General features: G+C 39.7%; 20 protein-coding genes, 1 pseudogene and 1 riboswitch. Of the genes and pseudogenes, 14 read left to right on the top strand and 7 right to left on the bottom strand.

Features of this window, described 5'->3' with window-relative positions:
• Positions 1-142: 142 nt before the first annotated feature.
• Together ilvA and HT731_RS03040 are read left to right on the top strand one after the other, a co-directional pair.
• Positions 143-1,393 (top strand): threonine ammonia-lyase IlvA, encoded by a 1,251-nt coding sequence (gene ilvA / locus HT731_RS03045; RefSeq protein WP_000952975.1) that lies wholly within the window; start codon positions 143-145, stop codon positions 1,391-1,393.
• Positions 1,394-2,216: 823 nt separating this feature from the next.
• On the top strand, positions 2,217-2,432 hold the full coding sequence (locus tag HT731_RS03040) for a hypothetical protein (protein WP_001130036.1): 216 nt from the start codon (positions 2,217-2,219) through the stop codon (positions 2,430-2,432).
• A gap of 89 nt (positions 2,433-2,521) precedes the next feature.
• Here HT731_RS03040 and HT731_RS03035 read toward each other — a convergent pair whose 3' ends face one another.
• Both HT731_RS03035 and HT731_RS03030 read right to left on the bottom strand, forming a co-directional pair.
• Positions 2,522-3,262, bottom strand: a complete 741-nt coding sequence (locus tag HT731_RS03035; protein ID WP_033680755.1) for an amino acid ABC transporter ATP-binding protein — start codon at positions 3,260-3,262, stop codon at positions 2,522-2,524.
• A complete protein-coding gene (locus tag HT731_RS03030) occupies positions 3,262-4,827 on the bottom strand; it encodes an ABC transporter substrate-binding protein/permease (protein WP_061758874.1) in 1,566 nt (521 codons plus the stop codon). The genes HT731_RS03035 and HT731_RS03030 overlap by 1 nt, the downstream gene beginning before the upstream one ends.
• 138 nt (positions 4,828-4,965) lie before the next feature.
• Here HT731_RS03030 and HT731_RS03025 point away from each other — a divergent pair, with 138 nt between their 5' ends.
• Both HT731_RS03025 and HT731_RS03020 read left to right on the top strand, forming a co-directional pair.
• Positions 4,966-6,855, top strand: coding sequence for a DUF2207 domain-containing protein (locus HT731_RS03025; protein ID WP_061758873.1), 1,890 nt, complete (start codon positions 4,966-4,968; stop codon positions 6,853-6,855).
• Positions 6,856-6,916: 61 nt separating this feature from the next.
• The gene (locus HT731_RS03020) at positions 6,917-7,762 is read left to right on the top strand and encodes an undecaprenyl-diphosphate phosphatase (RefSeq protein WP_173277604.1); all 846 of its coding nucleotides are present in this window, start codon (positions 6,917-6,919) and stop codon (positions 7,760-7,762) included.
• Between the two features lie 152 nt (positions 7,763-7,914).
• Here the strand turns inward: HT731_RS03020 and HT731_RS03015 are convergent, their stop codons facing one another.
• From HT731_RS03015 to dinB, 3 genes are all read right to left on the bottom strand, one after another.
• Positions 7,915-8,547 carry a TetR/AcrR family transcriptional regulator gene (locus tag HT731_RS03015; RefSeq protein WP_061758871.1) on the bottom strand — a complete coding sequence of 211 codons (633 nt, stop codon included), beginning with the start codon at positions 8,545-8,547 and terminating at the stop codon, positions 7,915-7,917.
• Positions 8,548-8,647: 100 nt separating this feature from the next.
• A complete protein-coding gene (locus HT731_RS03010) occupies positions 8,648-8,971 on the bottom strand; it encodes a hypothetical protein (protein WP_061758870.1) in 324 nt (107 codons plus the stop codon).
• 602 nt (positions 8,972-9,573) lie between these two features.
• Positions 9,574-10,635 carry a DNA polymerase IV gene (gene dinB / locus HT731_RS03005; RefSeq protein ID WP_033680751.1) on the bottom strand — a complete coding sequence of 354 codons (1,062 nt, stop codon included), beginning with the start codon at positions 10,633-10,635 and terminating at the stop codon, positions 9,574-9,576.
• 238 nt (positions 10,636-10,873) lie between these two features.
• On the opposite strand from dinB, the gene pflB reads away from it, so the two are divergent.
• Positions 10,874-13,198 carry a formate C-acetyltransferase gene (gene pflB / locus HT731_RS03000; RefSeq protein WP_173277712.1) on the top strand — a complete coding sequence of 775 codons (2,325 nt, stop codon included), beginning with the start codon at positions 10,874-10,876 and terminating at the stop codon, positions 13,196-13,198.
• Between the two features lie 388 nt (positions 13,199-13,586).
• Here pflB and HT731_RS02995 read toward each other — a convergent pair whose 3' ends face one another.
• Together HT731_RS02995 and trkA are read right to left on the bottom strand one after the other, a co-directional pair.
• Positions 13,587-15,026: a TrkH family potassium uptake protein gene (locus tag HT731_RS02995; protein WP_061758869.1), complete on the bottom strand. Its 1,440-nt coding sequence runs from the start codon at positions 15,024-15,026 to the stop codon at positions 13,587-13,589.
• A 3-nt stretch (positions 15,027-15,029) separates the two neighbouring features.
• Entirely contained in the window at positions 15,030-16,379 is a 1,350-nt protein-coding gene (gene trkA, locus HT731_RS02990; RefSeq protein ID WP_061758868.1) for a Trk system potassium transporter TrkA, read from the bottom strand.
• Positions 16,380-16,567: 188 nt separating this feature from the next.
• On the opposite strand from trkA, the gene HT731_RS02985 reads away from it, so the two are divergent.
• From HT731_RS02985 to HT731_RS02945, 9 genes and pseudogenes are all read left to right on the top strand, one after another.
• Complete coding sequence (locus HT731_RS02985) at positions 16,568-17,416, top strand: S-adenosyl-l-methionine hydroxide adenosyltransferase family protein (protein WP_001063594.1); 849 nt, start codon at positions 16,568-16,570, stop codon at positions 17,414-17,416.
• A gap of 15 nt (positions 17,417-17,431) precedes the next feature.
• Positions 17,432-17,977, top strand: coding sequence for an ECF-type riboflavin transporter substrate-binding protein (locus HT731_RS02980; RefSeq protein WP_061758866.1), 546 nt, complete (start codon positions 17,432-17,434; stop codon positions 17,975-17,977).
• A gap of 283 nt (positions 17,978-18,260) precedes the next feature.
• The gene (locus HT731_RS02975; RefSeq protein ID WP_173277602.1) at positions 18,261-19,943 is read left to right on the top strand and encodes an ABC transporter ATP-binding protein; all 1,683 of its coding nucleotides are present in this window, start codon (positions 18,261-18,263) and stop codon (positions 19,941-19,943) included.
• On the top strand, positions 19,928-20,758 hold the full coding sequence (locus tag HT731_RS02970; RefSeq protein WP_173277600.1) for an energy-coupling factor transporter transmembrane component T: 831 nt from the start codon (positions 19,928-19,930) through the stop codon (positions 20,756-20,758). Before HT731_RS02975 ends, HT731_RS02970 begins: the two co-directional genes overlap by 16 nt.
• Before the next feature lie 314 nt (positions 20,759-21,072).
• Positions 21,073-21,584: pseudogene (locus HT731_RS02965) on the top strand (GNAT family N-acetyltransferase).
• Between the two features lie 283 nt (positions 21,585-21,867).
• A complete protein-coding gene (locus HT731_RS02960) occupies positions 21,868-22,371 on the top strand; it encodes a tRNA (cytidine(34)-2'-O)-methyltransferase (RefSeq protein ID WP_000181386.1) in 504 nt (167 codons plus the stop codon).
• A 59-nt stretch (positions 22,372-22,430) separates the two neighbouring features.
• Positions 22,431-22,649: riboswitch (FMN riboswitch) on the top strand.
• A gap of 153 nt (positions 22,650-22,802) precedes the next feature.
• Positions 22,803-23,366, top strand: a complete 564-nt coding sequence (locus tag HT731_RS02955) for an ECF transporter S component (RefSeq protein ID WP_000185823.1) — start codon at positions 22,803-22,805, stop codon at positions 23,364-23,366.
• The gene (locus HT731_RS02950; protein WP_125453133.1) at positions 23,356-24,006 is read left to right on the top strand and encodes a phosphatase PAP2 family protein; all 651 of its coding nucleotides are present in this window, start codon (positions 23,356-23,358) and stop codon (positions 24,004-24,006) included. Before HT731_RS02955 ends, HT731_RS02950 begins: the two co-directional genes overlap by 11 nt.
• A gap of 27 nt (positions 24,007-24,033) precedes the next feature.
• The gene (locus tag HT731_RS02945) at positions 24,034-24,453 is read left to right on the top strand and encodes a hypothetical protein (protein WP_000867293.1); all 420 of its coding nucleotides are present in this window, start codon (positions 24,034-24,036) and stop codon (positions 24,451-24,453) included.
• Positions 24,454-24,455 lie beyond the last annotated feature (2 nt).

The raw sequence follows: 24,455 nt of genomic DNA, 5'->3' as shown, positions 1-24,455 counted from the left end.
GATTGAGATAATACTCAATGAAAATCAAAGAGCAAACTAGGAAGCTAGCCGTAGGCTGTACTTGAGTACGGCAAGGTGAAGCTGACGTGGTTTGAATTTAATTTTCGAAGAGTATAAGTATGAAATAGTCTAGGAGAAAAAGATGTTAAGTTCAAAAGATATCATCAAGGCTCATAAAGTCTTGAACGGTGTGGTTGTGAATACCCCACTGGATTACGACCATTATTTATCGGAGAAGTATGGTGCTAAGATTTATTTGAAAAAAGAAAATGCCCAGCGTGTTCGTTCTTTTAAGATCCGTGGTGCTTATTATGCCATTTCCCAGCTCAGCAAGGAAGAGCGTGAACGTGGGGTAGTCTGCGCTTCTGCGGGAAATCATGCGCAGGGAGTAGCCTATACTTGTAATGAAATGAAGATTCCTGCTACTATTTTTATGCCCATTACCACTCCGCAACAAAAGATTGGTCAAGTTCGCTTTTTTGGTGGGGATTTCGTAACCATTAAACTAGTTGGAGATACCTTTGATGCCTCAGCTAAAGCAGCTCAAGAATTTACAGTTTCTGAAAATCGTACCTTTATTGATCCATTTGATGATGCCCATGTTCAAGCTGGTCAAGGGACCGTTGCTTATGAGATTTTAGAAGAAGCTCGAAAAGAATCGATTGATTTTGATGCTGTCTTGGTTCCTGTTGGAGGTGGCGGTCTTATTGCTGGGGTTTCTACCTATATCAAGGAAACAAGTCCAGAGATTGAAGTCATTGGGGTAGAGGCTAATGGGGCACGTTCCATGAAGGCTGCCTTTGAAGCTGGTGGGCCTGTCAAACTCAAAGAAATTGACAAATTTGCGGATGGGATTGCTGTACAAAAGGTAGGTCAGTTGACCTATGAGGCAACTCGTCAACATGTTCAAACTTTGGTAGGTGTCGATGAGGGATTGATTTCTGAAACTTTGATTGATCTCTACTCTAAGCAAGGGATTGTTGCAGAGCCTGCTGGAGCAGCTAGTATCGCCTCTCTAGAGGTTTTAGCTGAATATATCAAGGGGAAAACCATTTGTTGTATCATTTCTGGAGGAAATAATGATATCAACCGTATGCCAGAAATGGAAGAACGTGCCTTGATTTATGATGGCATCAAGCATTACTTTGTGGTCAATTTTCCACAGCGTCCAGGAGCTTTGCGTGAGTTTGTAAATGATATCTTGGGGCCAAATGATGATATCACACGTTTTGAGTATATCAAACGAGCTAGCAAGGGTACAGGGCCTGTATTGATTGGGATTGCCTTAGCAGATAAGCATGATTATGCAGGTTTGATCCGTAGAATGGAAGGTTTTGATCCAGCTTATATTAACTTAAATGGTAATGAAACGCTCTATAATATGCTTGTCTGAGGACTAATAAAAAAATATCATATTATTTGCACAACTGATGTATAGGTGTTATAATGAGGGTGAAGAAAGGGGGCGATTCCTATGGACTTAGGAAATCTATCGTGCTATTTCTACTACAACTCACTATAGCACCTATTATTTTTTATTTCAGCTTATAATAATAAAGAAGAATGACTTGTTATATATAGGGTTATTTTTTAGAATACCATATTTTATATATATCTAATTTTAAGTTTGATTAAATATAATAGGAATTAGAAAAAATAATCAATGCTTATAAAGTAGATTTGGTGAGTTGATTGAATATAGTATATGATAGCAGTAATATGAGGCGAGTAGAACATTTGGAATACTAGGAAGTGCTATTCTAAATGCTGATTGTAATAGCGGTGTGTTATAAGAATATGCAAAATTTGATGAGATAAGTCAATTGTACCGGTTAAAAAAGTTAAATAGTAACAGGAAGGGAACCAAAGGAAATAGAAAGGATAAAATAGATATGAGATAGTCCGAAAAGGAAGATTCTCTTTGACAACCTTATAGATTAAAATGAAGATGTAGAATATGACTCCTGTTTATCCTATTGAGAAACTGGTATTTTTTCTCGATGAATATTTTTGCGAATTTAAAGTTTAATAATTCAATTGTTTTTGGGGCGCTTACTAATGGGTTATAGCAACTAAAAACCTATATATTATCGGCTTTAAAAAAGAAGTAAGAAAAAACTAAATCATTTATTTTATTGAATATATGTTTTTTTATTGACAAAAGACATAAAAACGTATAGAATAATATATCGTAAAGAAGAAAATAGGAGAAGAACATGGCTAAGTCAAACTTTGAAAAAGTAGAATCAGTTGTTGGCTGGGTTCGTGATAAGAAAATCACAGGCTACCGTATCTCTAAAGAAACGAATGCGCGTGAAATGTCTATCATTGCTCTAGCGCAGGGTCGTGCGAAAGTAAAAAATATTTCATTTGAAACAGCTCTAGGTTTAATTGATTTCTATGAAAAAAATCATGAAAAATTTGAAGATTAATCTTTGGATAATGGTGGATTCTTGAGTAGAGTCTGCCTTTTCATTTTGACCAAGCAAAAAGACTGCACGATTGATGCAGCCTTTTCTTTTTATTTGAGATAGCGTTGAAGGAACTCTTTTGTTCGGTCTTCTTTAGGATTGGTGAAGAGGTCTTCTGGTTTTCCTTCTTCAGCAATGACACCCTTATCCATAAAGATAACACGGTGAGAGACATCACGAGCGAATTCCATTTCGTGAGTCACTACAATCATAGTCAAGCCTTCTTGGGCCAGTTCCTGCATGATTTTAAGGACTTCTCCAACCATTTCTGGATCGAGAGCTGATGTTGGTTCATCAAAGAGAATAGCGTCTGGATTCATGGAGAGGGCACGAGCGATGGCCACACGTTGTTTTTGACCACCTGAGAGTTGTTTTGGTTTGGCTTGCCAGTAGCGTTCTCCCATGCCGACTTTTTCAAGGTTTTCTTTGGCAATCTTTTCAGCTTCTGTGCGTTCACGTTTAAGGACTGTTGTCTGAGCGACTATTGTGTTTTCAAGAACGTTGAGATTTTCAAAGAGGTTAAAGGATTGGAAAACCATTCCCAACTTTTCACGGTATTGCGTGAGGTCGTAGCCTTTTTCGAGGACGTTTTGTCCATGATAAAGGATTTGTCCATCAGTTGGTGTTTCAAGTAGGTTAATGGAGCGTAGGAAGGTCGATTTCCCGCTTCCAGAGCTTCCGATGATAGAGATGACCTCTCCCTTGTGGACAGTGAGAGAAATGTCTTTTAGCACTTCGTTTTGTCCGTAGGATTTTTTGAGGTGTTTAATTTCAAGGATTGCTTGGGTCATTATTTCAAATCCTCCGTTTGCATTTGGTTAGCACCTGTAGTATAGGTATCCATGTCCATTCGGCGCTCGATGAAGCGTAGGATACGTGTTACGGTGAAGGTGAGGACAAAGTAAATCACGGCGATGATTGTAAATGTCTGGAAGTATTGATAGGTTTGTGTTGCCACGGTATTTCCTGAGAAATAAAGTTCGACAACAGAGATAACGTTCAATACAGATGTATCTTTGATATTGATGACAAACTCATTACCAGTTGCGGGTAGGATGTTACGGACTACCTGAGGTAGGACAATCTTACGCATGGTTTGGTTATGGGTCATACCAAGAGCAGTAGCGGCTTCAAATTGTCCCTTGTCAACCGCTAGGATACCACCACGGACGATTTCAGTCATGTAGGCACCAGTGTTAATCGAAACGATGAAGATAGCAGCCAGTGTGCGATCAAGGTTGATACCGAAAGCTTGGGCAGTTCCATAGTAGATGACCATCGATTGAACAATCATAGGTGTACCACGGAAAATTTCAATGTAGACATTGAGGATCCAGCCGACTAGTTTTTGTAGGCTATAAATGGCTTTATTCTCAGATAGAGGAGCAGTACGGAAGACACCAATGGCAAGTCCAATAATGAGACCTGTGATGGTTCCGATGATAGAGATTAAAAGAGTGATACCAGCACCACGCAAGAGTTGTTGCCAGTTTTCAGAAAGAATTTTAGCGACTTGGCTGAAGAAACTACTGCTAGTCTCTTCAGTTGTTGTAGATTCGGCAGGTTGTTCCTTGATCATACGATCCATCAAGGCAACTTGGTCATCTTTTGAAATGGTTTCGATGCTGGCATTGATTTGGCTAATACGATTGTCATCTTTACGAAGTCCAATGGCGATAGCTGTATCTTCTTCCCCAGTTTTGAAACCTGGTTCTACTTGGACCATCTTGAACTTAGAGTTAGCAGCTTCAGCAGTCAGAGCTTCTGGGCGTTCAGAAACATAGGCATCGATGACACCAGCCTCAAGAGCTTGGCGCATTTGAGCGAAGTCTCCCATAGCTGTTTCTTTTTTAGCACCTAAGATTTGTGCAATCAAGTCGTAGAGGTAGACACCTTGTTGAGAAGTGATTTTCGCACCATTAAAGTCATCCAAAGATTTAGCATTTGCGTAGGCAGAATCTTTTTTGACTAGTAGAACGGGTTCGCTAGTGTAGTAACTGCTTGAAAAGGCAATTTCTTGTTTGCGTTCGGCAGTTGGACTCATACCTGCGATAATCATGTCAATCTTACCAGAAGTGAGGGCAGGGACTAGACCTTCCCACTTGGTTTTAACAACCAAAGGTTCTTTACCTAAGTCCTTAGCGATTTTCTTGGCGATTTGAACATCGTATCCGTTGGCATACTGGTTGGTCCCATCGATTTTGACAGCTCCATTGCTATCATCATCCTGAGTCCAGTTAAAGGGAGCATATGCTGCTTCCATTCCGATGCGTAAATATTCATCGGCTTGGGCAACATTAACAAATCCCAGCATCAGCAAGAGACTTGTGAAAATAGATAAGTATATTTTTCTCATGATTTCTCCTATTTCTAATCTATTAAAAAATAACTGTCTCCTATTTTATCGAAAAAAACTCTATTTTTCAATACAGGTAAGCCCTTACTTGAGAAAAAATGATATAATGATAGCAAAGATAAAAAGGGGGCTTAGTTGATGAAAAAAACTTTTTTCTTACTAGTGTTAGGCTTGTTTTGCCTTCTGCCATTCTCTGTTTTTGCCATTGATTTCAAGATAAACTCTTATCAAGGGGATTTGTATATTCATGCAGACAATACAGCAGAATTTAGACAGAAGATAGTTTACCAGTTTGAGGAGGACTTTAAGGGCCAAATCGTGGGACTTGGACGTGCTGGCAAGATGCCTAGTGGATTTGACATTGATCCTCATCCAAAGGTTCAGGCTGCGAAAAATGGTGCTGAACTGACAGATGTTACTAGCGAAGTGATAGAAGGAGCAGATGGTTATACTGTTAAAGTTTATAATCCAGGTCAAGATGGCGACATAGTTGAAGTTGACCTTACCTGGAATTTAAAGAATTTGCTTTTTCTATATGATGACATTGCTGAATTAAATTGGCAGCCTTTAACAGACAGTTCAGGGGCTATTGGAAAGTTTGAATTTCATGTAAGGGGAGATAAGGGGGCTGAAAAACTCTTTTTCCATACAGGGAAACTCTTTAGAGAGGGAACGGTTGAAAAGAGTAACCTTGATTATACTATTCGTTTGGAAAATCTGCCGGCTAAGCGTGGAGTTGAGTTGCATGCCTACTGGCCTCAGACCGATTTTGCTAGCGCTAGGGATCAGGGCTTGAAAGGAAATCGTTTAGAAGAATTTAATAAGATAGAAGAGTCGATTGTTAGAGAAAAAGATCAGAGTAAACAACTCCTTACTTGGGTATTTCCTTTGCTACTTTCTATATCCTTGTTATTGAGCGTCTGCTTCTATTTCATATATAGAAGAAAGACCACTCCTTCAGTCAAATATGCCAAAAATCATCGTCTCTATGAACCACCAATGGAATTAGAGCCTATGGTTTTATCAGAGGCTGTCTACTCGACCTCTTTAGAGGAAGTGAATCCTCTAACCAAAGGAGCTGGTAAATTCACTTTTGATCAACTTGTCCAAGCTACCTTGTTAGATGTGATAGACCGTGGGAATGTCTCTATCATTTCAGAAGGCGATGCAGTTGGTTTGAGGCTGGTAAAAGAAGATGGTTTGTCAAGTTTTGAGATAGACTGTCTAAATCTGGCCTTTTCAGGCAAAAAAGAAACAACTCTTTCAAATTTATTTGCGGATTACAAGGTATCTGATAGTCTTTATCGTGGGGCAAGAGCCTCTGATGAAAAACGAATTCAAGCAAGAGGGAATCAGCTCAAATCTTCTTTCGAAGCAGTATTAAAAGAGATGCAAGAAGGAGTGCGAAATCGAGTTTCCTTCTGGGGGCTCCCAGATTACTATCGACCTTTAACTGGTTTGGAAAAGGTCTTGCAAGTGGGGATGGGACTTTCTACTATCCTACCATTATTTATCGGATTTGGTCTATTCTTGTACAGTTTGGACGTTTATGGCTATCTTTACCTCCCTTTGCCAATACTTGGTTTTCTAGGTTTGGTTTTGGCTGTTTTCTATTATTGGAAGCTTCGATTAGATAATCGTGATGGTGTCCTAAATGAAGCAGGGGCAGAAGTCTACTATCTCTGGACCAGTTTTGAAAATATGTTGCGTGAGATTGCACGATTGGATCAGGCTGAGCTGGAAAGCATTGTGGTCTGGAATCGCCTCTTGGTCTATGCGACCTTATTTGGCTATGCGGACAAGGTCAGCCATTTGATGAAGGTTCATCACATCCAAGTAGAAAATCCAGATATCAATCTCTATGTAGCTTATGGCTGGCACAGTATGTTTTATCATTCAAGCGCGCAAATGAGCCATTATGCTAGTGTCGCAAATACAGCAAGCACCTACTCCGTATCTTCTGGAAGTGGAAGTTCTGGCGGTGGCTTCTCTGGAGGCGGAGGTGGCGGCAGTATCGGAGCCTTTTAAAGAGAACTGCCATAGGCTGAAAAATATGCTATAATGGAAGATAGAAAAAAAGGAGTAATCTATGTATCTTATTGAAATTTTAAAATCTATCTTCTTCGGGATTGTTGAAGGAATTACGGAATGGTTGCCCATTTCAAGTACAGGTCACTTGATTTTAGCAGAGGAATTTATCCAATATCAAAATCAAAACGAAGCCTTTATGTCCATGTTTAATGTTGTAATTCAACTAGGTGCGATTTTGGCGGTTATGGTCATTTACTTTAATAAGCTCAATCCTTTCAAACCGACTAAGGACAAGCAGGAAGTTCGTAAGACTTGGAGACTATGGTTGAAGGTCTTGATTGCAACTTTGCCTTTACTTGCCGTCTTTAAGTTTGATGATTGGTTCGATACCCATTTCCATAACATGGTTTCTGTTGCTCTCATGTTGATTATCTATGGGATTGCCTTTATCTATTTGGAAAAGCGCAATAAAGCGCGTGCTATCGAGCCAAGTGTGACAGAGTTAGATAAACTTCCTTATACGACAGCCTTCTATATCGGTCTCTTCCAGGTTCTTGCCCTTTTACCAGGGACAAGCCGTTCTGGAGCAACGATTGTCGGTGGTTTGTTGAATGGAACCAGTCGTTCTGTTGTAACGGAATTCACCTTCTATCTTGGAATTCCAGTTATGTTTGGAGCTAGTGCCTTAAAGATTTTCAAATTTGTAAAAGCAGGACAACTCTTGAGCTTTGGGCAATTGTTCTTGCTCTTGGTTGCGATGGGAGTAGCCTTTGCAGTCAGTATGGTCGCTATTCGTTTCTTGACCAGCTATGTGAAAAAACACGACTTTACCCTTTTTGGTAAATACCGTATCGTGCTTGGTAGTATCTTGCTACTTTATAGCTTTGTCCGTTTATTTGTATAAGTTGAAAATAGAATAAAATAGGATAGTTCGCCAAAAAAATATTTGGAAAACTATCCTATTTTTATAATTGTTTAGTTTATATTTTATTGCGTTATTCTGTCGTCTTGCCCTCCGTTTGTCCACAGGTTTAAACGTAAACTAAAAGATGGTATTTAATTTGATTGACTTAAAATTTCTTGAATTAAAGATTCATCAAAAATATCCAGTCCGATAGATTGAAGCATAAATTGTAAAAAATAAATCCGATCGACAATTTTTTCGGAAGAATTTTCAAAAATACTCCCTTCAACCCAAAAGTTAGTCAAAAGCAAGATTGTCTCGGCCGCTTCATTAGGGAAGGGGATGGGGTGGATGGACTGATCTTCTATTCCTTTTTTTATAATATCTGCAATAAGGGGAGTTCCTATACGCAGATTGTAACGGATAATAGTCAGCATGAACTCCGCATCAAGAGGTGCGTGATTCAACATTTCGTAGTTAGTTTTCTGACTTTTTAAACTAAACTGAAAGGTTTCTTTGAGCTGTTCTCTTCCAGTTAAATGACTGGTGGATTCAAGCCAGTCTAGCAATTCCTTTTCCATCAATTGATAACGCTGTTTTAAAACTGCAAAAAAAATTTCATCTTTTGATTGAAAATGGTGATAAATGGCCCCTTTTGAAATGCTAGCTGTTTGCGCTATGTTTTGTACACTTGTTTTTTCATAGCCATTGTGAATAAAAAGCTGTGAAGCTGTTGATAAAATTTTTTCAATCATTGCTTGAGATTTTTCTGTTTTTGCGACCATTAAGTTCCTTCTCTCTGTTTTATTAAATTTATTTTATCAAAAAAAGAAGAAAAGGTAATATTTGAGCAGTCTAACAAGTCTCATTCTTAAGAAAACCACTCTACTTTTTTAATTTTGCTTCTATACGTTTGATGTGATACAAGTTTGAGAGAACTGTAATCCCACCGATGGTCATTATTCCTAAACCATTCCAAGGACTAAACAAAGTAGTGATGAGCCCGCCAGTAATTGTAGCATACCCACATTTCACTCCCAAACGAGAATGTCGGATACCGCTCTCTCCTTGTGTTAATCGATAAAACTGTTCTTTTTGCTGTATTCTTTGCTTTTTAATGGCTTCGTGATGACGTATTTGTTGTTGACGTACTCGTTGATCTTGTTTTGCAATATAATCGATTGTTTTTTCTAGCATAGATTTTTTCATGTTAAATCCCTTTTAAAAACCGACTATTCGGTATTTTATGTTTTTTAGTTTAACAAATAAAAATGAAGGTGTCAACACTTACCACTTATGAGAAAAAGTTTTTTACTAGGAACTATTTGAAATCTGTCTCACATTCTTAGTTTTAAGTGTTGGAGTTAATACTTAATTAAAACCAAGTGCGCTTTTTGATCAATAAAATGTCAAAAAATATTGTAGTCCAAGTATATGCGTGGGAATGTTCCTTCTCTTATAGATATTATTTTTTAGGGAAGTGATGAAATATTTCTTGAAAATTATAGAATTTATCCCAGTAAAAATGCGGTAGGAATTCAAACTAAACTATATTTTTCAAGAACATTCAGTTTTCTAGCAAGAGAGTGGTGAGGGAAAGAAGTTTTCTTGAATTAGGATTTTTTAGAGTCTAAAATGTGAATAAGGCTGGCACAGCCTGTTGAATGCTGGTCAGCAATTTAAGGTAGTTCCTCGAACTATTTTAGTAATTAGCTATCACGCTCTGAACATTATTTCTAAAACAGAATGAGGCTGAAACGCTGTTGTTCCAACCTCATTTGATTCAAACTAATGAAGCTCCCCTCAAGGGTTTAAAATCCAGTCACGGTAATCCCCAACAGGCGGACACCTCTTTCTTTCTCGCTTAATTCTTCATAGAGTTGCAGGGCAATTTGGCTTATCTGACTAGCATCCTGTGTTTTTTGAGCGAGACTTTTTCGTTTAGTAAGAGTTGAAAAGTCCTCGTAGCGGATTTTCAGAATGACAATTTTTCCAGCTTTTTCTTGCTGACTGAGATTGAGCGCGACTCTTTCTGATAGAAGAGTCAGCTCTTTTTTGATGTCTTCTTCGGCACGGAGTATCTTTCCATAGGTTTTCTCTTTCCCGATTGATTTACGGATACGATTGGATCTGACTGGGGAATTGTGGATACCACGAGCCTTTCGATAAAGGTCATAGCCCAGTCTTCCAAAACGGTCTATTAGGGTCACTTCAGGAACTTCAAGTAGATCAGCGCCGGTAAAAACGCTCATTTGATGAAGACGTTCCACCGTCTTTTTTCCTACTCCATGAAACTTGGAAATATCCATTTGTTTGAGAAAATCCTCAGCTTGGTCAGGTAGAATCACTGTCAAACCATGAGGTTTTTGATAATCGCTAGCCATTTTAGCCAAGAATTTGTTGTAGGAAACACCGGCAGAAGCAGTTAAATGAAGTTCTTGCCATATATCCTCTTGAATGAGGCGAGCGATTTTGACTGCTGACTTAATCCCCAGTTTATTTTCTGTTACATCCAAATAGGCTTCGTCAATACTCATAGGTTCAATCAAATCTGTATAGCGCTTAAAAATAGCTCGAATCTGGAGGCCTACAGACTTGTATTTCTCATAATTCCCTGAGATAAAGACGGCCTGAGGACAACGTTCATAAGCTTCCTTGGAACTCATGGCAGAATGAACACCAAAAGCTCGTGCCTCATAGCTACAGGTAGAAACGACTCCCCGTCCACCTGTTTGCCGAGGGTCGCTTCCTATAATGACAGGTTTTCCTCTGAGTTTAGGATTGTCCCTGATTTCCACCGCAGCAAAAAAGGCATCCATGTCAATATGGATGATTTTTCTTGATAAATCATTCAATAAGGGAAAAATCAACATGCCTAGCACCTTTTTTACAGCTTATTTTCTTTTATTATACCCTTTTTTCTGAAAAAAGGAAAAAAGGGTATATTTTTTTCAAAAATATAATACAGTTTAGGGCGAAATATAGACTGTTTTAGAAAAGAAAGTGTAAAAACAGGGGTTTGTTACTTGTTGAAATCGGTTACTGTGTGGTATACTTGTCTCATGAATGTAACAGATGACTGTTACTAGAAAGAAAAAAGAGGACATTAACATGGTTGTTAAGACAGTTGTTGAAGCACAAGATATTTTTGACAAAGCTTGGGAAGGCTTCAAAGGCGTAGATTGGAAAGAAAAAGCAAGTGTATCACGCTTCGTACAAGCTAACTACACACCTTACGATGGAGACGAAAGCTTCCTTGCAGGACCAACAGAACGTTCACTTCACATCAAAAAAATTGTAGAAGAAACTAAGGCTCACTACGAAGAAACTCGTTTCCCAATGGACACTCGTCCAACATCTATCGCTGATATCCCTGCAGGATTTATCGACAAAGAAAACGAAGTTATCTATGGTATCCAAAACGATGAACTCTTCAAATTGAACTTCATGCCAAAAGGTGGTATCCGTATGGCTGAAACTACTTTGAAAGAAAATGGATACGAACCAGATCCAGCTGTTCACGAAATTTTTACTAAATACGTAACAACAGTTAACGACGGTATCTTCCGCGCTTACACTTCAAATATCCGTCGTGCTCGTCACGCTCACACTGTAACTGGTCTTCCAGATGCTTACTCACGTGGACGTATCATCGGTGTTTACGCACGTCTTGCTCTTTACGGTGCAGACTACTTGATGCAAGAAAAAGTAAACGACTGGAATGCAATTAAAGAAATTGATGAAGAAACAATCCGTCTTCGTGAAGAAGTAAACCTTCAATACCAAGCATTGCAACAAGTTGTTCGCTTGGGTGACCTTTACGGTGTTGACGTTCGCAAACCAGCGATGAACGTCAAAGAAGCTATCCAATGGGTGAACATCGCCTTCATGGCTGTCTGCCGTGTTATCAACGGTGCTGCAACATCTCTAGGACGTGTGCCAATCGTGCTTGACATCTTTGCAGAACGTGACCTTGCTCGTGGTACATTTACTGAATCAGAAATCCAAGAATTTGTTGATGATTTCGTTATGAAACTTCGTACAGTTAAATTTGCTCGTACTAAAGCTTATGACCAATTGTACTCAGGTGACCCAACTTTCATCACAACTTCTATGGCTGGTATGGGTAACGACGGTCGTCACCGTGTTACTAAGATGGACTACCGTTTCTTGAACACTCTTGACAACATTGGTAACTCACCAGAACCAAACTTGACAGTTCTTTGGACTGACAAATTGCCATACAACTTCCGTCGCTACTGTATGCACATGAGCCACAAACACTCTTCTATCCAATACGAAGGTGTAACAACAATGGCTAAAGACGGATACGGTGAAATGAGCTGTATCTCATGCTGTGTGTCTCCACTTGACCCAGAAAATGAAGAACAACGCCACAACATCCAGTACTTCGGTGCACGTGTAAACGTATTGAAAGCCCTTCTTACTGGTTTGAACGGTGGTTACGACGATGTTCACAAAGACTACAAAGTATTTGACATCGATCCTATTCGTGATGAAGTTCTTGAATTTGAATCAGTTAAAGCTAACTTTGAAAAATCTCTTGACTGGTTGACTGACACTTACGTAGATGCTTTGAACATCATCCACTACATGACTGATAAGTACAACTACGAAGCTGTTCAAATGGCCTTCTTGCCAACTAAACAACGTGCAAACATGGGATTTGGTATCTGTGGATTTGCGAACACTGTTGATACATTGTCAGCTATCAAATACGCTACAGTTAAACCAATCCGTGATGAAAATGGCTACATCTACGATTACGAAACAATCGGTGAATACCCACGTTGGGGTGAAGATGATCCACGTTCAAACGAATTGGCAGAATGGTTGATTGAAGCTTACACAACTCGTCTACGTAGCCACAAACTTTACAAAGACGCAGAAGCTACTGTATCACTTTTGACAATCACATCTAACGTTGCTTACTCTAAACAAACTGGTAACTCACCAGTACACAAAGGTGTATACCTCAACGAAGATGGTTCTGTGAACTTGTCTAAACTTGAATTCTTCTCACCAGGTGCTAACCCATCTAACAAAGCTAAAGGTGGATGGTTGCAAAACTTGAACTCACTTGCTAGCCTTGACTTCGGTTATGCCGCTGACGGTATCTCATTGACAACTCAAGTATCACCTCGTGCTCTTGGTAAGACTCGTGATGAACAAGTTGATAACTTGGTAACAATCCTTGATGGTTACTTCGAAAACGGTGGACAACACGTTAACTTGAACGTTATGGACTTGAACGATGTTTACGAAAAGATCATGTCAGGAGAAGACGTTATCGTACGTATCTCTGGATACTGTGTAAACACTAAATACCTCACTCCAGAACAAAAAACTGAATTGACACAACGTGTCTTCCACGAAGTTCTTTCAATGGATGATGCATTGGATGCATTGAGCTAATTAAGTTTTTGAATAATGAAATAAGTAACCCTCGGTCAGTTGGCTGAGGGTTGTTTTTGGGGTTTTAAATGCCTTAAGTCAGGTACTGAAATGTCTGACCGAGATTCAAAGATACTTGTTGACTTGCGATGGGGATTTGAAAATAATACTCAATGAAAATCAAAGAGTAAATTAGGAAGCTAGCCGCAGGTTGCTCAAAGCACTGCTTTGAGGTTGTAGATAAGACTGACGAAGTCAGCTCAAAACACTGTTTTGAGGTTGTGGATAGAACTGACGAAGTCAGTAACCATACCTACGGCAAGGCGAAGCTGACGTGGTTTGAAGAGATTTTCGAAGAGTATGAAAATAAAAACACCACACTTTGTAAGAAACAAGGTGTGGCTTTATTTTATCTCTTAGACCAGGTCCTCTTCATAAAGAGAAGTAGGATTGGGTAAATCTCCAAGCGACCTGCAATCATTGCAAAGGAGAGGAGGATTTTTGAGATAGGACTAAAGATTGAGAAACTAGAAGTGGTTCCTAGAATAGGCCCGATATTATTGAAACAGCTAAAGACAGCGCTGGTCACAACCAGGAAATCATTGCTATCTAGGCTGACAATAAAGATGAGTACTAGTAAAATCATAGCATAGATGACAAAGTACTTGAGAATCTTATGCTGGGTATCTTTGTCAATAACCGTTTTATTAACATGGAGGGTCAACACACGGTGGGGCGATAGAATTGACAAAATTTGGTTTTTGGCAATTTTTGAAAGGATGAGGCCTCGAATAACCTTGAGTCCACCTGCGGTTGATCCAGCAGAGCCACCGATTCCCATGAGAAAGAGGAGGATAAACTGGGAGAAGAGGGGCCAATTGGTAATATCTCCGTATCCAAAACCAGTTGTTGTAATGATATTGGAAACCTGGAAGAAGGCCATTTCAAAACTCTTAGAAAATCCTGGGTAGAGATAGAGGGTATTGAGGCTGATCAAGCCTGTAGAAATTAGAACGATGACCAAGTAGGCACGAAGTTCTTCATCTCCAAAGAAGGCTTTGACGCGACGGAGCATGAGGTAGTAGTAGAGGTTGAAATTTACCCCAAAAACCAGAACTCCGATACTAACTAGATAGGTAATCAGTGAGCTACCATAGTGGGCAATTCCGTCGTTATAGACGGTGAATCCCCCGGTACCTGCAGTCCCCATAGCGATAACAAAACTATCGTAGAGAGGCATACCGGCTAGATAGTAGATAATCACAAAAAGGGAAAAGAGGGCTAGATAAAGGAGATATAGAATCTGAGCGGTGTTTTTTAGCTTGGATACAACCTTACCGAATACGGGGCCAGGAACCTCAGCCTTCATTACCTCTAGGTGGCTGTTTTTGGCATTATCCATAATAGCAAGTGCAAAAACCAGTACTCCCATCCCTCCAATCAAGTGGGTAAAACTTCTCCAGAAGAGGAGGGAGCGACTGAGAACCGAAACATCGTTTAGAATAGTTGCTCCAGTAGTTGTAAAGCCAGAACTAATCTCAAAAAAGGCATCGATAAGGCTGGGAATTTGCCCAGTAAAAACAAAGGGGAGCCCCCCAAAGAAAGACCAAAGAATCCAACAGAGGGCAACAATCAAGATTCCCTCCTTGGCGTAAATCCGTTGATTTTTTGGTTTTTGTAAAATTCCTGAACCACCCAGTAATACGAGAATCCCAATTGTCGTAAAGAGGGCTGTAAAGACTTGGCTTGACTCATGGTAATAGACAGCAATCGCAACAGGAACCAAGAGAAGAACAGCTTCAATCAAAAGTAACTTTGAAAGGAGGTAACGAATCATACTTTTATTCATTTCTTACCTCGCAATCAAATCATAAATCTTGGTGATGTTTGGCAACAAGGTTGTTACTAGGAGCTTGTCTCCGACTTCCAACATATCCTCCCCAGTTGGGAAAATAGTCTTGCCCTTTCGAATGATGGCTGCAATAAGAACCCCTTTTTTCAATTTCAGTTGAGAAAGAGGTTTGGCAGTCATTTTATTGGCTTCCTTGATATGGAATTGCAGGGTTTCGATTTGACCGTTGGCTAGATGGTGCATGGCTTGAAGGTCTGAATATTGGGCATTAACACGGCCACGAATAAAGTGCATGATTGTATCTACAGCGATGATTTTCGGAGTGATAATGCTTGAGAAATCAGGCGCATGAATAATTTCAAGGAGACTAGTTCTGTTAACCTTGCTAATATTTTTTTGCACCCCGACACTATCTAGGAACATAGAAGTAATAATATTCTCTTCGTCAACTCCTGTTAGGGTTGCTACTGCATCATAGTTTTGGGCACTTTCTTCTAGCAAGATATCTTTTGCTGTCCCATCTCCTTGAACGATGTAGAGATTAGGGAATTTCTCACTAAAGAAACGTGCCCTTTCAGGGTTAATCTCGATGACTTTGGTATCGATCCGACTGTCTTTGAGAATCCCTAGTAGATAATAGGCAATTCTACCTGCTCCAACTATGAGAAGGCTCTTTACAGCACGAGATTTGAAATAATTATGAAAGAGCATCATATCAACACGGTTACCGGTGACAAATATTCTATCTTTATCCTGTATGGTCATATCACCACTTGGGATGATAATTTGATGCTCTCTCTCTATCGCACAGACAATGACATTGCCAAATTTTTTCCGAAAATCAGAAATGGGCATTTGGCAAAGACCGCTAGTGGATCTGACGATAAATTCCATGAGGCTAACGCGTCCACCAGCAAAGCGTTCGACAGATAGGGCGTTGGGGAAGTCAATGATATTGGCGATAGCGCGGGCGGCCAAGAGCTCAGGGTTAACGATAAGAGAAAAACCGAGAATATTCTTTTCTTTGAAATAAGAATTAGAGTATTCAGGATTCCTCACCCGAACGATGGTTTCTTTAGCCCCCATTTTTTTAGCTAGAACGGCTGCAATCATGTTTACTTCATCGTACTCAGTCAGGGCGATAAAGATGTCACAATCTTGGACACTGGCTTGCTCAAGAATGGCAAAATCAGCTCCGTTGCCAAGGATACCCATGATATCAAAGCGATTGACAATATGATTGAGGACTGCTTCGTCTTGCTCAATCAGCAAAACATCATGCTTTTCTGCAACCAAGGAGCGACAGAGGGCAAAACCAACTTTACCCCCTCCGACAAGGATAATTTTCATATTAAAACCTACTTTTTCATGATGTAACTATCATACCTTTTTTCAAGAAAAAATGCACCTACTAGCTAATAACAAGAGCTTTTAGTAGGAAATTTGCTATAAGGTAAAACTATACCCTAATCAATTAAAATAGCTATTAGCGACTTTCTCTGAAATATGGTATGATAAAGGATATACAAGGAGATAAAATGAATAATAATTTACTGGTATTACAATCAGACTTTGGTCTGGTTGATGGTGCGGTATCGGCTATGATTGGAGTGGCTTTAGAAGAGTCTCCAACCTTAAAAATTCATCATTTGACGCACGATATCACGCCTTATAATATTTTTGAGGGGAGCTATCGTCTCTTTCAGACGGTGGATTACTGGCCTGAGGGAACGACTTTTGTATCGGTTGTCGATCCAGGTGTCGGATCAAAACGTAAGAGTGTGGTTGCCAAGACTGCAAAAAATCAATACATTGTCACGCCAGACAATGGGACTCTTTCTTTTATTAAGAAACACGTTGGTATTGTAGCCATTCGTGAAATTTCTGAGGTAGCCAATAGACGTCAAAACACAGAGCATTCTTATACCTTCCACGGTCGTGATGTTTATGCTTATACTGGAGCTAAATTAGCCAGTGGTCACATTACTTTTGAGGAAGTGGGGCCAGAGCTCAGTGTGGATCAGATTGTGGAGCTTCCAGTCGTAGAGACCATCATTGAAGACCATTTGGTGAAGGGAGCTATTGATATTCTGGATGTACGTTTCGGCTCGCTTTGGACCTCTATCACACGAGAAGAGTTTTACAAACTGGAACCAGAATTTGGTGACCGTTTTGAAGTGACTATCTATCACGCTGATATGCTGGTCTATCAAAATCAGGTTGTCTATGGCAAATCATTTGCAGATGTGAGAATTGGGCAACCCATCCTTTACATCAACTCTCTCTATCGTTTAGGTTTGGCTATCAACCAAGGTTCTTTTGCCAAGGCCTATAATGTGGGTGTCGGTTCATCTTGGACCATTGAAATAAAGAAAATAGAATCATAAAATAGGAGAATATAGATGAAAAATCAATCAATTAAACAAGTTGTTGCTATCGGTGTTGGAGCTGCGCTCTTTGTTGTCATCGGGATGATCAGCATTCCGACACCTGTTCCAAATACAAGTATCCAGCTTCAGTATGCGGTACAGAGCCTCTTGTCTATCATTTTTGGTCCTCTAGTGGGACTACTTGTTGGCTTAATTGGGCATGCAGTGAAGGACGCTATTGCTGGCTACGGTCTGTGGTGGACTTGGATTATTGCTAGTGGGCTCTTTGGTCTAGCTGTAGGACTCTTTAGAAAATACATTCGAGTAACACAGGGTGTTTTTGAGTTGAAGGATATTGTCTTCTTTAATCTCATTCAGATTGTTGCAAATGCTCTTGTTTGGGGTGTCTTGGCACCACTTGGAGATGTTGTGATATATCAAGAAGCGGCAGAAAAAGTATTTGCTCAAGGGATTGTTGCAGGTATTGCTAACGCTGTAACTATAGCTATCGCAGGTACCCTTCTCTTGCTAGCTTATTCACGTACACAGATTCGTTCAGGAAGTTTGAAAAAGGATTAACATAAGGAAAAAGGCTGGACAACCAGTCTTTTTCGATGTTTATAGATTAGTTAGGTAAGCAAGCTAGGATAGGAATCTTTTTGGCGCTAAGTTTTTAAGAGAAGAGTCTGCAAGAAGGGGTTAATTTATGATAAAATAGAAGTCTAATACTCTGCGAAAATCTAATTCAAACCGCGTCAGCTCTATCTGCAACCTCAAAACAGTGCTTTGAGCAACCTACGGCTAGCTTTTTGGTTTGCTCTTTGATTTTCATTGAGTAGAAGAAGCGAATGAAGAGAGTAAGATGAAAGAAGCTATAATTGAGTGGAAGGATTTCTCTTTCCAGTATGAAACGCAACAAGAACCGACCTTGCAAGGGGTGGATTTGACTATTTACAAGGGAGAGAAAGTCTTAATTGTTGGACCATCTGGGTCAGGTAAGTCTACCTTGGGTCAGTGCTTGAACGGGATTATTCCCAATATTTACAAGGGGCAGACGTCTGGAGAATTTTTGATCAAGGGTCAAGTAGCCTTTGATATGAGCATCTATGATAAGTCTCATCTGGTTAGCACAGTTTTGCAGGATACAGATGGGCAGTTTATTGGCTTGTCTGTGGCAGAAGATTTGGCTTTTGCTCTGGAAAATGATGTGACAGTTCTAGAAGAGATGAAAAATCGTGTTCATAAATGGGCTGAAAAGCTGGATCTTCTCCCTTTACTAGCTCAGCGTCCCCAGGATTTGTCAGGTGGACAAAAGCAACGTGTCAGTTTGGCTGGTGTCTTGATTGATGAAAGTCCCATTCTATTGTTTGATGAGCCACTCGCCAATCTTGATCCCAAGTCAGGTCAGGATATTATCGAATTGATTGACCAGATTCATAAGGAGGAGGGGACGACGACACTTATTATCGAGCACCGTTTGGAGGATGTTCTGCATCGCCCTGTGGATCGGATTGTCTTGATAAACGATGGTCGTATCCTCTTTAATGGGAGTCCTGACCAGTTACTGGCGACTGATTTATTGACACAAAATGGAATTCGAGAACCCCTTTATCTCACCACTCTCCGTCAATTGGGTGTGGATTTAAATAAGGAAGAACAATTAGCAGATCTGGATAACTTGTCCATCTCAAAAGGTCAGGTTCAGTTGCAGACGGAACTAGTAAAAGAGACGCCAGAATTGCAGTCACTCTTTAGACTAGAGGATGTGTCTTTTTCTTATGATGATAGACCGATTTTAAAGTCCCTACATTTGGATATTAAAAAGGGTGAAAAGATTGCCATTGTCGGAAAAAATGGAGCTGGGAAATCAACCCTAGCCAAGGCCTTAAGTAGTTTTATTCAGACTGAAGGTCGCTATCTGTGGGAAGGACAAGATATAAAAGGAGATTCTGTTGCAGAGCGGGCAGAACGAGTAGGCTATGTGCTGCAAAATCCCAATGAAATGATTTCAACCAACATGATTTTTGATGAGGTGGCTCTGGGGCTACGTTTGCGAGGTGTGGACGAGCAGGAAATTGAAACGAGAGTCTATGAAACCTTGAAAATCTGTGGTCTTTATGAATTCCGCAATTGGCCCATTTCTGCCCTGTCATTTGGCCAGAAAAAACGTGTCACCATTGCATCGATTTTGGTCTTGGGAGCTGAAATCATCCTCTTAGATGAACCGACTGCGGGTCAAGACCAGAAGAACTATACTGAGATTATGGAATTTCTCGAGAAGTTGCATCAAAAAGGGCACACGATTGTTATGATTACTCATGATATGCAATTGATGCTGGATTATTCAGACCGGGCACTTGTCATGGTGGATGGGGAATTGATTGCCGATACTGATCCGGCTAGTCTTTTGAGCAATCCTGAGCTGTTAGTAAAAGCCAATCTAAAAGAGACCTCTATCTTTAACTTGGCCAAGAAACTAGATGTGGATCCACTTGCTTTAACGGCATTTTACAAAGAAAGGAGAGAAGGATGCAAGCTAAATTAATTGGTTACCAGTATAGAGATACTGTGATTCATCGCTTGTCAGGAGCTGGAAAACTTCTCTTTTTCATCCTCGTGTCATTGGCGGCCATGATTAGCTATGATACCAGACTGCTTGTTCTGATTGCCATCTTTTCGGTCTTTCTCCTCTATTTGTCAGAAATCCGTTTTAAAGATGTTTCCTTTGTAGCCGTTTTTGCGACGGTATTTGCCGTTTTAAACGTCTTGATGGTCTATCTCTTTTCTCCCGAGTATGGGGTTGGACTTTATGGAGAGAGAAGTGTGATTTGGCAGGGAATCGGTGTCTACACTCTGACCAGTCAAGAGCTCTTTTATCTGCTAAATCTGGTCATTAAGTACCTTTGTACCATTCCTCTGGCTATTATCTTTTTGATGACAACCCATCCTAGTCAGTTTGCTTCCAGTTTAAATCAAATTGGTGTGCCTTACAAGATTGCCTATTCAGTCAGCCTGACCTTGCGCTATATTCCAGATTTGCAGGAAGAATTCTTTACCATCAAGATGTCTCAGGAGGCGCGTGGGATGGAATTATCCAAGAAAGCTTCTCTTATGCAACGAATCAAAGGCAATCTGCGCATTATCACTCCCTTGATTTTTAGCTCGCTAGAACGCATTGATACCATTGCGACCGCCATGGAGCTTCGCCGCTTTGGGAAAGAGAAAAAACGCACTTGGTATAGTTATCAGGCCTTGAAAAAAGGAGACTATCTTACCTTGCTCTTGGCAGTCTTGTTTTTAGTAGCTAGTTTACTACTTATCTTGCAGAATCAGGGACGATTTTACAACCCTTGGAAATAGTATTGTCAAAGTTTTCATTAAAGAAGTAAAGAGAAATTATTCTATAGCTTTTTATTGATAGATTGTATGAGAAATAAAGTTAATAATTGTATGCTTGAAATTTTTGACAAAACATGAATTAGTTTGCATATTTTATAGTAGAATTTACACTACAAAATCAAAGTTATTCAAATATAATCATTTTCAACTAAGTTCAGTGTCATAATGTAGAGACAACATAAAATAGTAAAAGTACTTATTTAAATCGTGTTAATTTCATTTTGTGTAAACATGGGAAAATGTTGAATGTATATGATGACTGGAGATGATTTATAATGATTAGTTTAGAGCTGTTGTCTGAAGCAAGTAGTCTAGATGTCTATTTTTTGAAAAAGAGAATCGAGAGTATTTTGAGCGGAATTTACCTCCTAGACCAGCTAACTATTTTGAGTTAGAAGTTTTTAAAGAAAATACAAGGGAATTGTTAAGGGAACAAGAGAATCGGGATGTCTACATGCATCTTATTAGAGATGCACAAGGCGTTATGGTTGGAAGAGTTAATTTAAGTGTTTTAGGGAAAGATAGAAAAACAGCAGAACTTGGATATAGGATTGGAGAAAATGTTACTAATTTAGGATATGCAAGCGAAGCGGTTAACCTTGTTTTAGAAAAGGCCTTTACTACCTATGGTTTACATAGGATTATCGCAGGGACGGCAACGGACAATCTGGCCTCTCAGAGAGTGCTTTTAAAAAACGGTTTCACCTTTAGTAGAATTATAGAGAATGACTTTGAAATGCATAACGAGTGGATTCATACGGCAGTGTTTGAGATAACGAGGCCATAATATCATCATTCCCAGTCCACAGATAGGTATAAAAGAGTAAGCAATTTTTGCAGATATTTAAGAATTTTCTCCTAGAAACCCTTGGAAATAGCTTGAAAAAATTGAAAAAATCAAGTCGTTTCTATTGACAATGATTCTGAAAGTGTTATACTAAGAAAGTAGTTTCGCTGATTTACTTCAAACCTGTTGTGAGGTAAGTTAACGATGCCTTAACCACGCTGTTTGCTGAGCTTGACTCCGGGCAGTGTGGCTATTTTTTTGCAATGGTGAAAGGAAGCAAGTCATGACAAATCACATTGTATTATTTGAACCTCAAATTCCACAAAATACAGGCAATATCGCGCGTACTTGCGCTGCGACCAATTCTCCCCTCCATATCATCAAGCCAATGGGCTTTCCTATTGATGACCGCAAGATGAAGCGAGCTGGGTTGGATTATTGGGATAAACTAGAGATTTATTTTTACGAGAGTTTGGAGGATTTCATGTCTCAGATGAAGGGCAAACTCTATCTGATTTCGAAATTCGCGGAAAAAGTCTATTCTGAGGTGGATTTATCGACTGATGAAGACCATTATTTTCTCTTTGGACGTGAAGACAAGGGTTTGCCTGAGGACTTTATGCGCGAACATCCTGAGAAAGCTCTCCGTATTCCTATGAATGATGAACATGTCCGCAGTCTCAATGTGTCTAATACCGTCTGCATGATTGTCTACGAAGCCCTCCGCCAGCAGAACTTTGCAGGTCTTGAGCTCATTCATACCTATGAAGTGGATAAATTGAAATAAAAAATGAAAATGAAAATGAACAAAATGCTTGCGCTTGCAAGCGTTTTTTGTTATGATAAAAGAGTCTTCAGGGCAGGGTGAAATTCCCGACCGGCGGTAAATTTGACTATCTATTTTAGTTTTCTCGTCGTTGTCTTGTCTCGATATACTTTAAGTATTATCTTCGACTGCGACGCCTAGATAAATCTAAAATATCTTAGCCAAATAAGTCCGCGAGCGCAAGCTGATGTGGTGAGATTCCACAACCGACAGTATAGTCTGGATGGGAGAAGACGAAAGAATAGCTTTGTCTGTTCTGATAGATTTATAGCTAAATTGTAACCGTTTGCTCAATAGAGTGCGAGGGAACTTTTGGGGTATAAAAAGTGAGAATAGATAGGGGAATCCTTTCTAACTTCTTCTGATTTTATAGAAAATTGGAGGAACCTGTTATGACAAACACACGTCGACTTTCGACCATTGCGATTCTATCAGCCATCTCATTTGTGCTGATGTACTTTGACTTTCCGCTTTTGCCAGCGGCGTCCTTCCTCAAGATCGAATTTAGTATCTTGCCAGTCCTTGTGGGTCTGGTGGTCATGGATTTGCCTGCTGCTCTAGGAATTCTCTTGCTTCGCTCACTCTTGAAATTGCTTCTTAATAGTCAAGGAGTGAATACTTACATTGGTTTGCCGATGAATATCGTAGCTTTGGGAGTTTTTGTCATCGTATTTGCTTTGATTTGGAAAAAGGAACGGACAACTCTTCGTTTCCTACTAGGCTCTCTAGCTGGGACTATTGGTTTAACCGTGGCTATGTTGGTTCTCAACTATGTTTATGCTGTTCCTTTGTACGCTAAGTTTGCTAACTTTGATATTGGAAAAATTTTGGGACTTTCCAACTACCTAATGACCATGGTATTACCTTTTAACTTGATTGAGGGTGTAATCTTTTCCGTTTCATTCTGGTTGTTGTATGTTCTCTTGAAACCAACCTTAAAACATTATGAGAGATAAACAAACATTTTTAATGAAGGGCAGTTTTGCCCTTTTACTTTTCGTTATTCTTGGCTACATGGTCAAATTTTACCCTGAAACGCTGGTCGGTTTTGACCAACCGATACAGACTGCCGTTCGAGGAGACTTGCCAGATTACTTGACTATTCTTTTCAGGGCCATCACACGCTTGATTGATATCCCAGTGATTATCACTTGGGTTGTCATTACAGCTTTTGTCTTTTATCGTAAGCGGTGGAAGATAGAAAGTTTCTTCATGCTGGGAAATCTGGCTTTGGCAGGTCTTTTAATCGTGACCTTTAAAAATATTTACCAGCGCCCACGACCAGCTATTTTACACTTGGTTGAGGAGAAGGGATTTTCCTTTCCAAGTGGCCATTCTCTGGCTGTAACCTTGATGGTCGGTTCTCTGATTGTCATTCTCAGTCAACGGATGAAAGATCCAGTCTGGAGAAAAATCGTGCAAATCGTCCTTGTTATCTACCTAGTCAGTGTGTTGGTATCAAGGGTCTATCTGGGAGTTCATTACCCATCAGACGTTCTTGCCAGTCTCTGTGTGGGCTTGGGAGTATTGTTTATCGAATTTCCCTTCTATGACAAGCTCCGCTTCCAATGGCGATTTAAAGGCAAGCAGAAGTGACTATCAAATTCCTTTGAGGAGAAAGAAATGAAAGTCAATATAGCAGATCTTCATCCGACTCAACTATACTTATCAGAAAAGAAGTTGCAAGATATTCAGATGCTTTACCAGTCGGCAGAAACAATCCAAGTCGATCCAATCAGTATTCTTGCCTTTGGAGATTGCTTGTTGATTACAGATGGGCATCACAGGGCTTATCAGGCTTTATTGGCAGGTCGGGATACGATTTCTGCTGAGTGGGATAGAGATGGTGGTGATGAACTATATCATCTCTATGCGCAAGCCTGCGAAGAAAGAAAAATTTACTCTGTTCTGGATTTAAAAAATCATATCTTAGCTCAAGATGAGTATGAAGCAAAATGGTATAACTGGTGTGATGGTTTTAATCAAGCAGCAACTCTTTTGTTGAAAAGGAAAGCAGATGAAACAGACCCTACAAATAGATAATT

This window comes from Streptococcus sp. k-163 (genome assembly GCF_013277555.1).
Taxonomy (GTDB): Bacteria; Bacillota; Bacilli; order Lactobacillales; family Streptococcaceae; genus Streptococcus.
The sequence above is the reverse complement of the archived record's forward strand: the minus strand, read 5'-3'. Positions and strand labels throughout refer to the sequence as shown.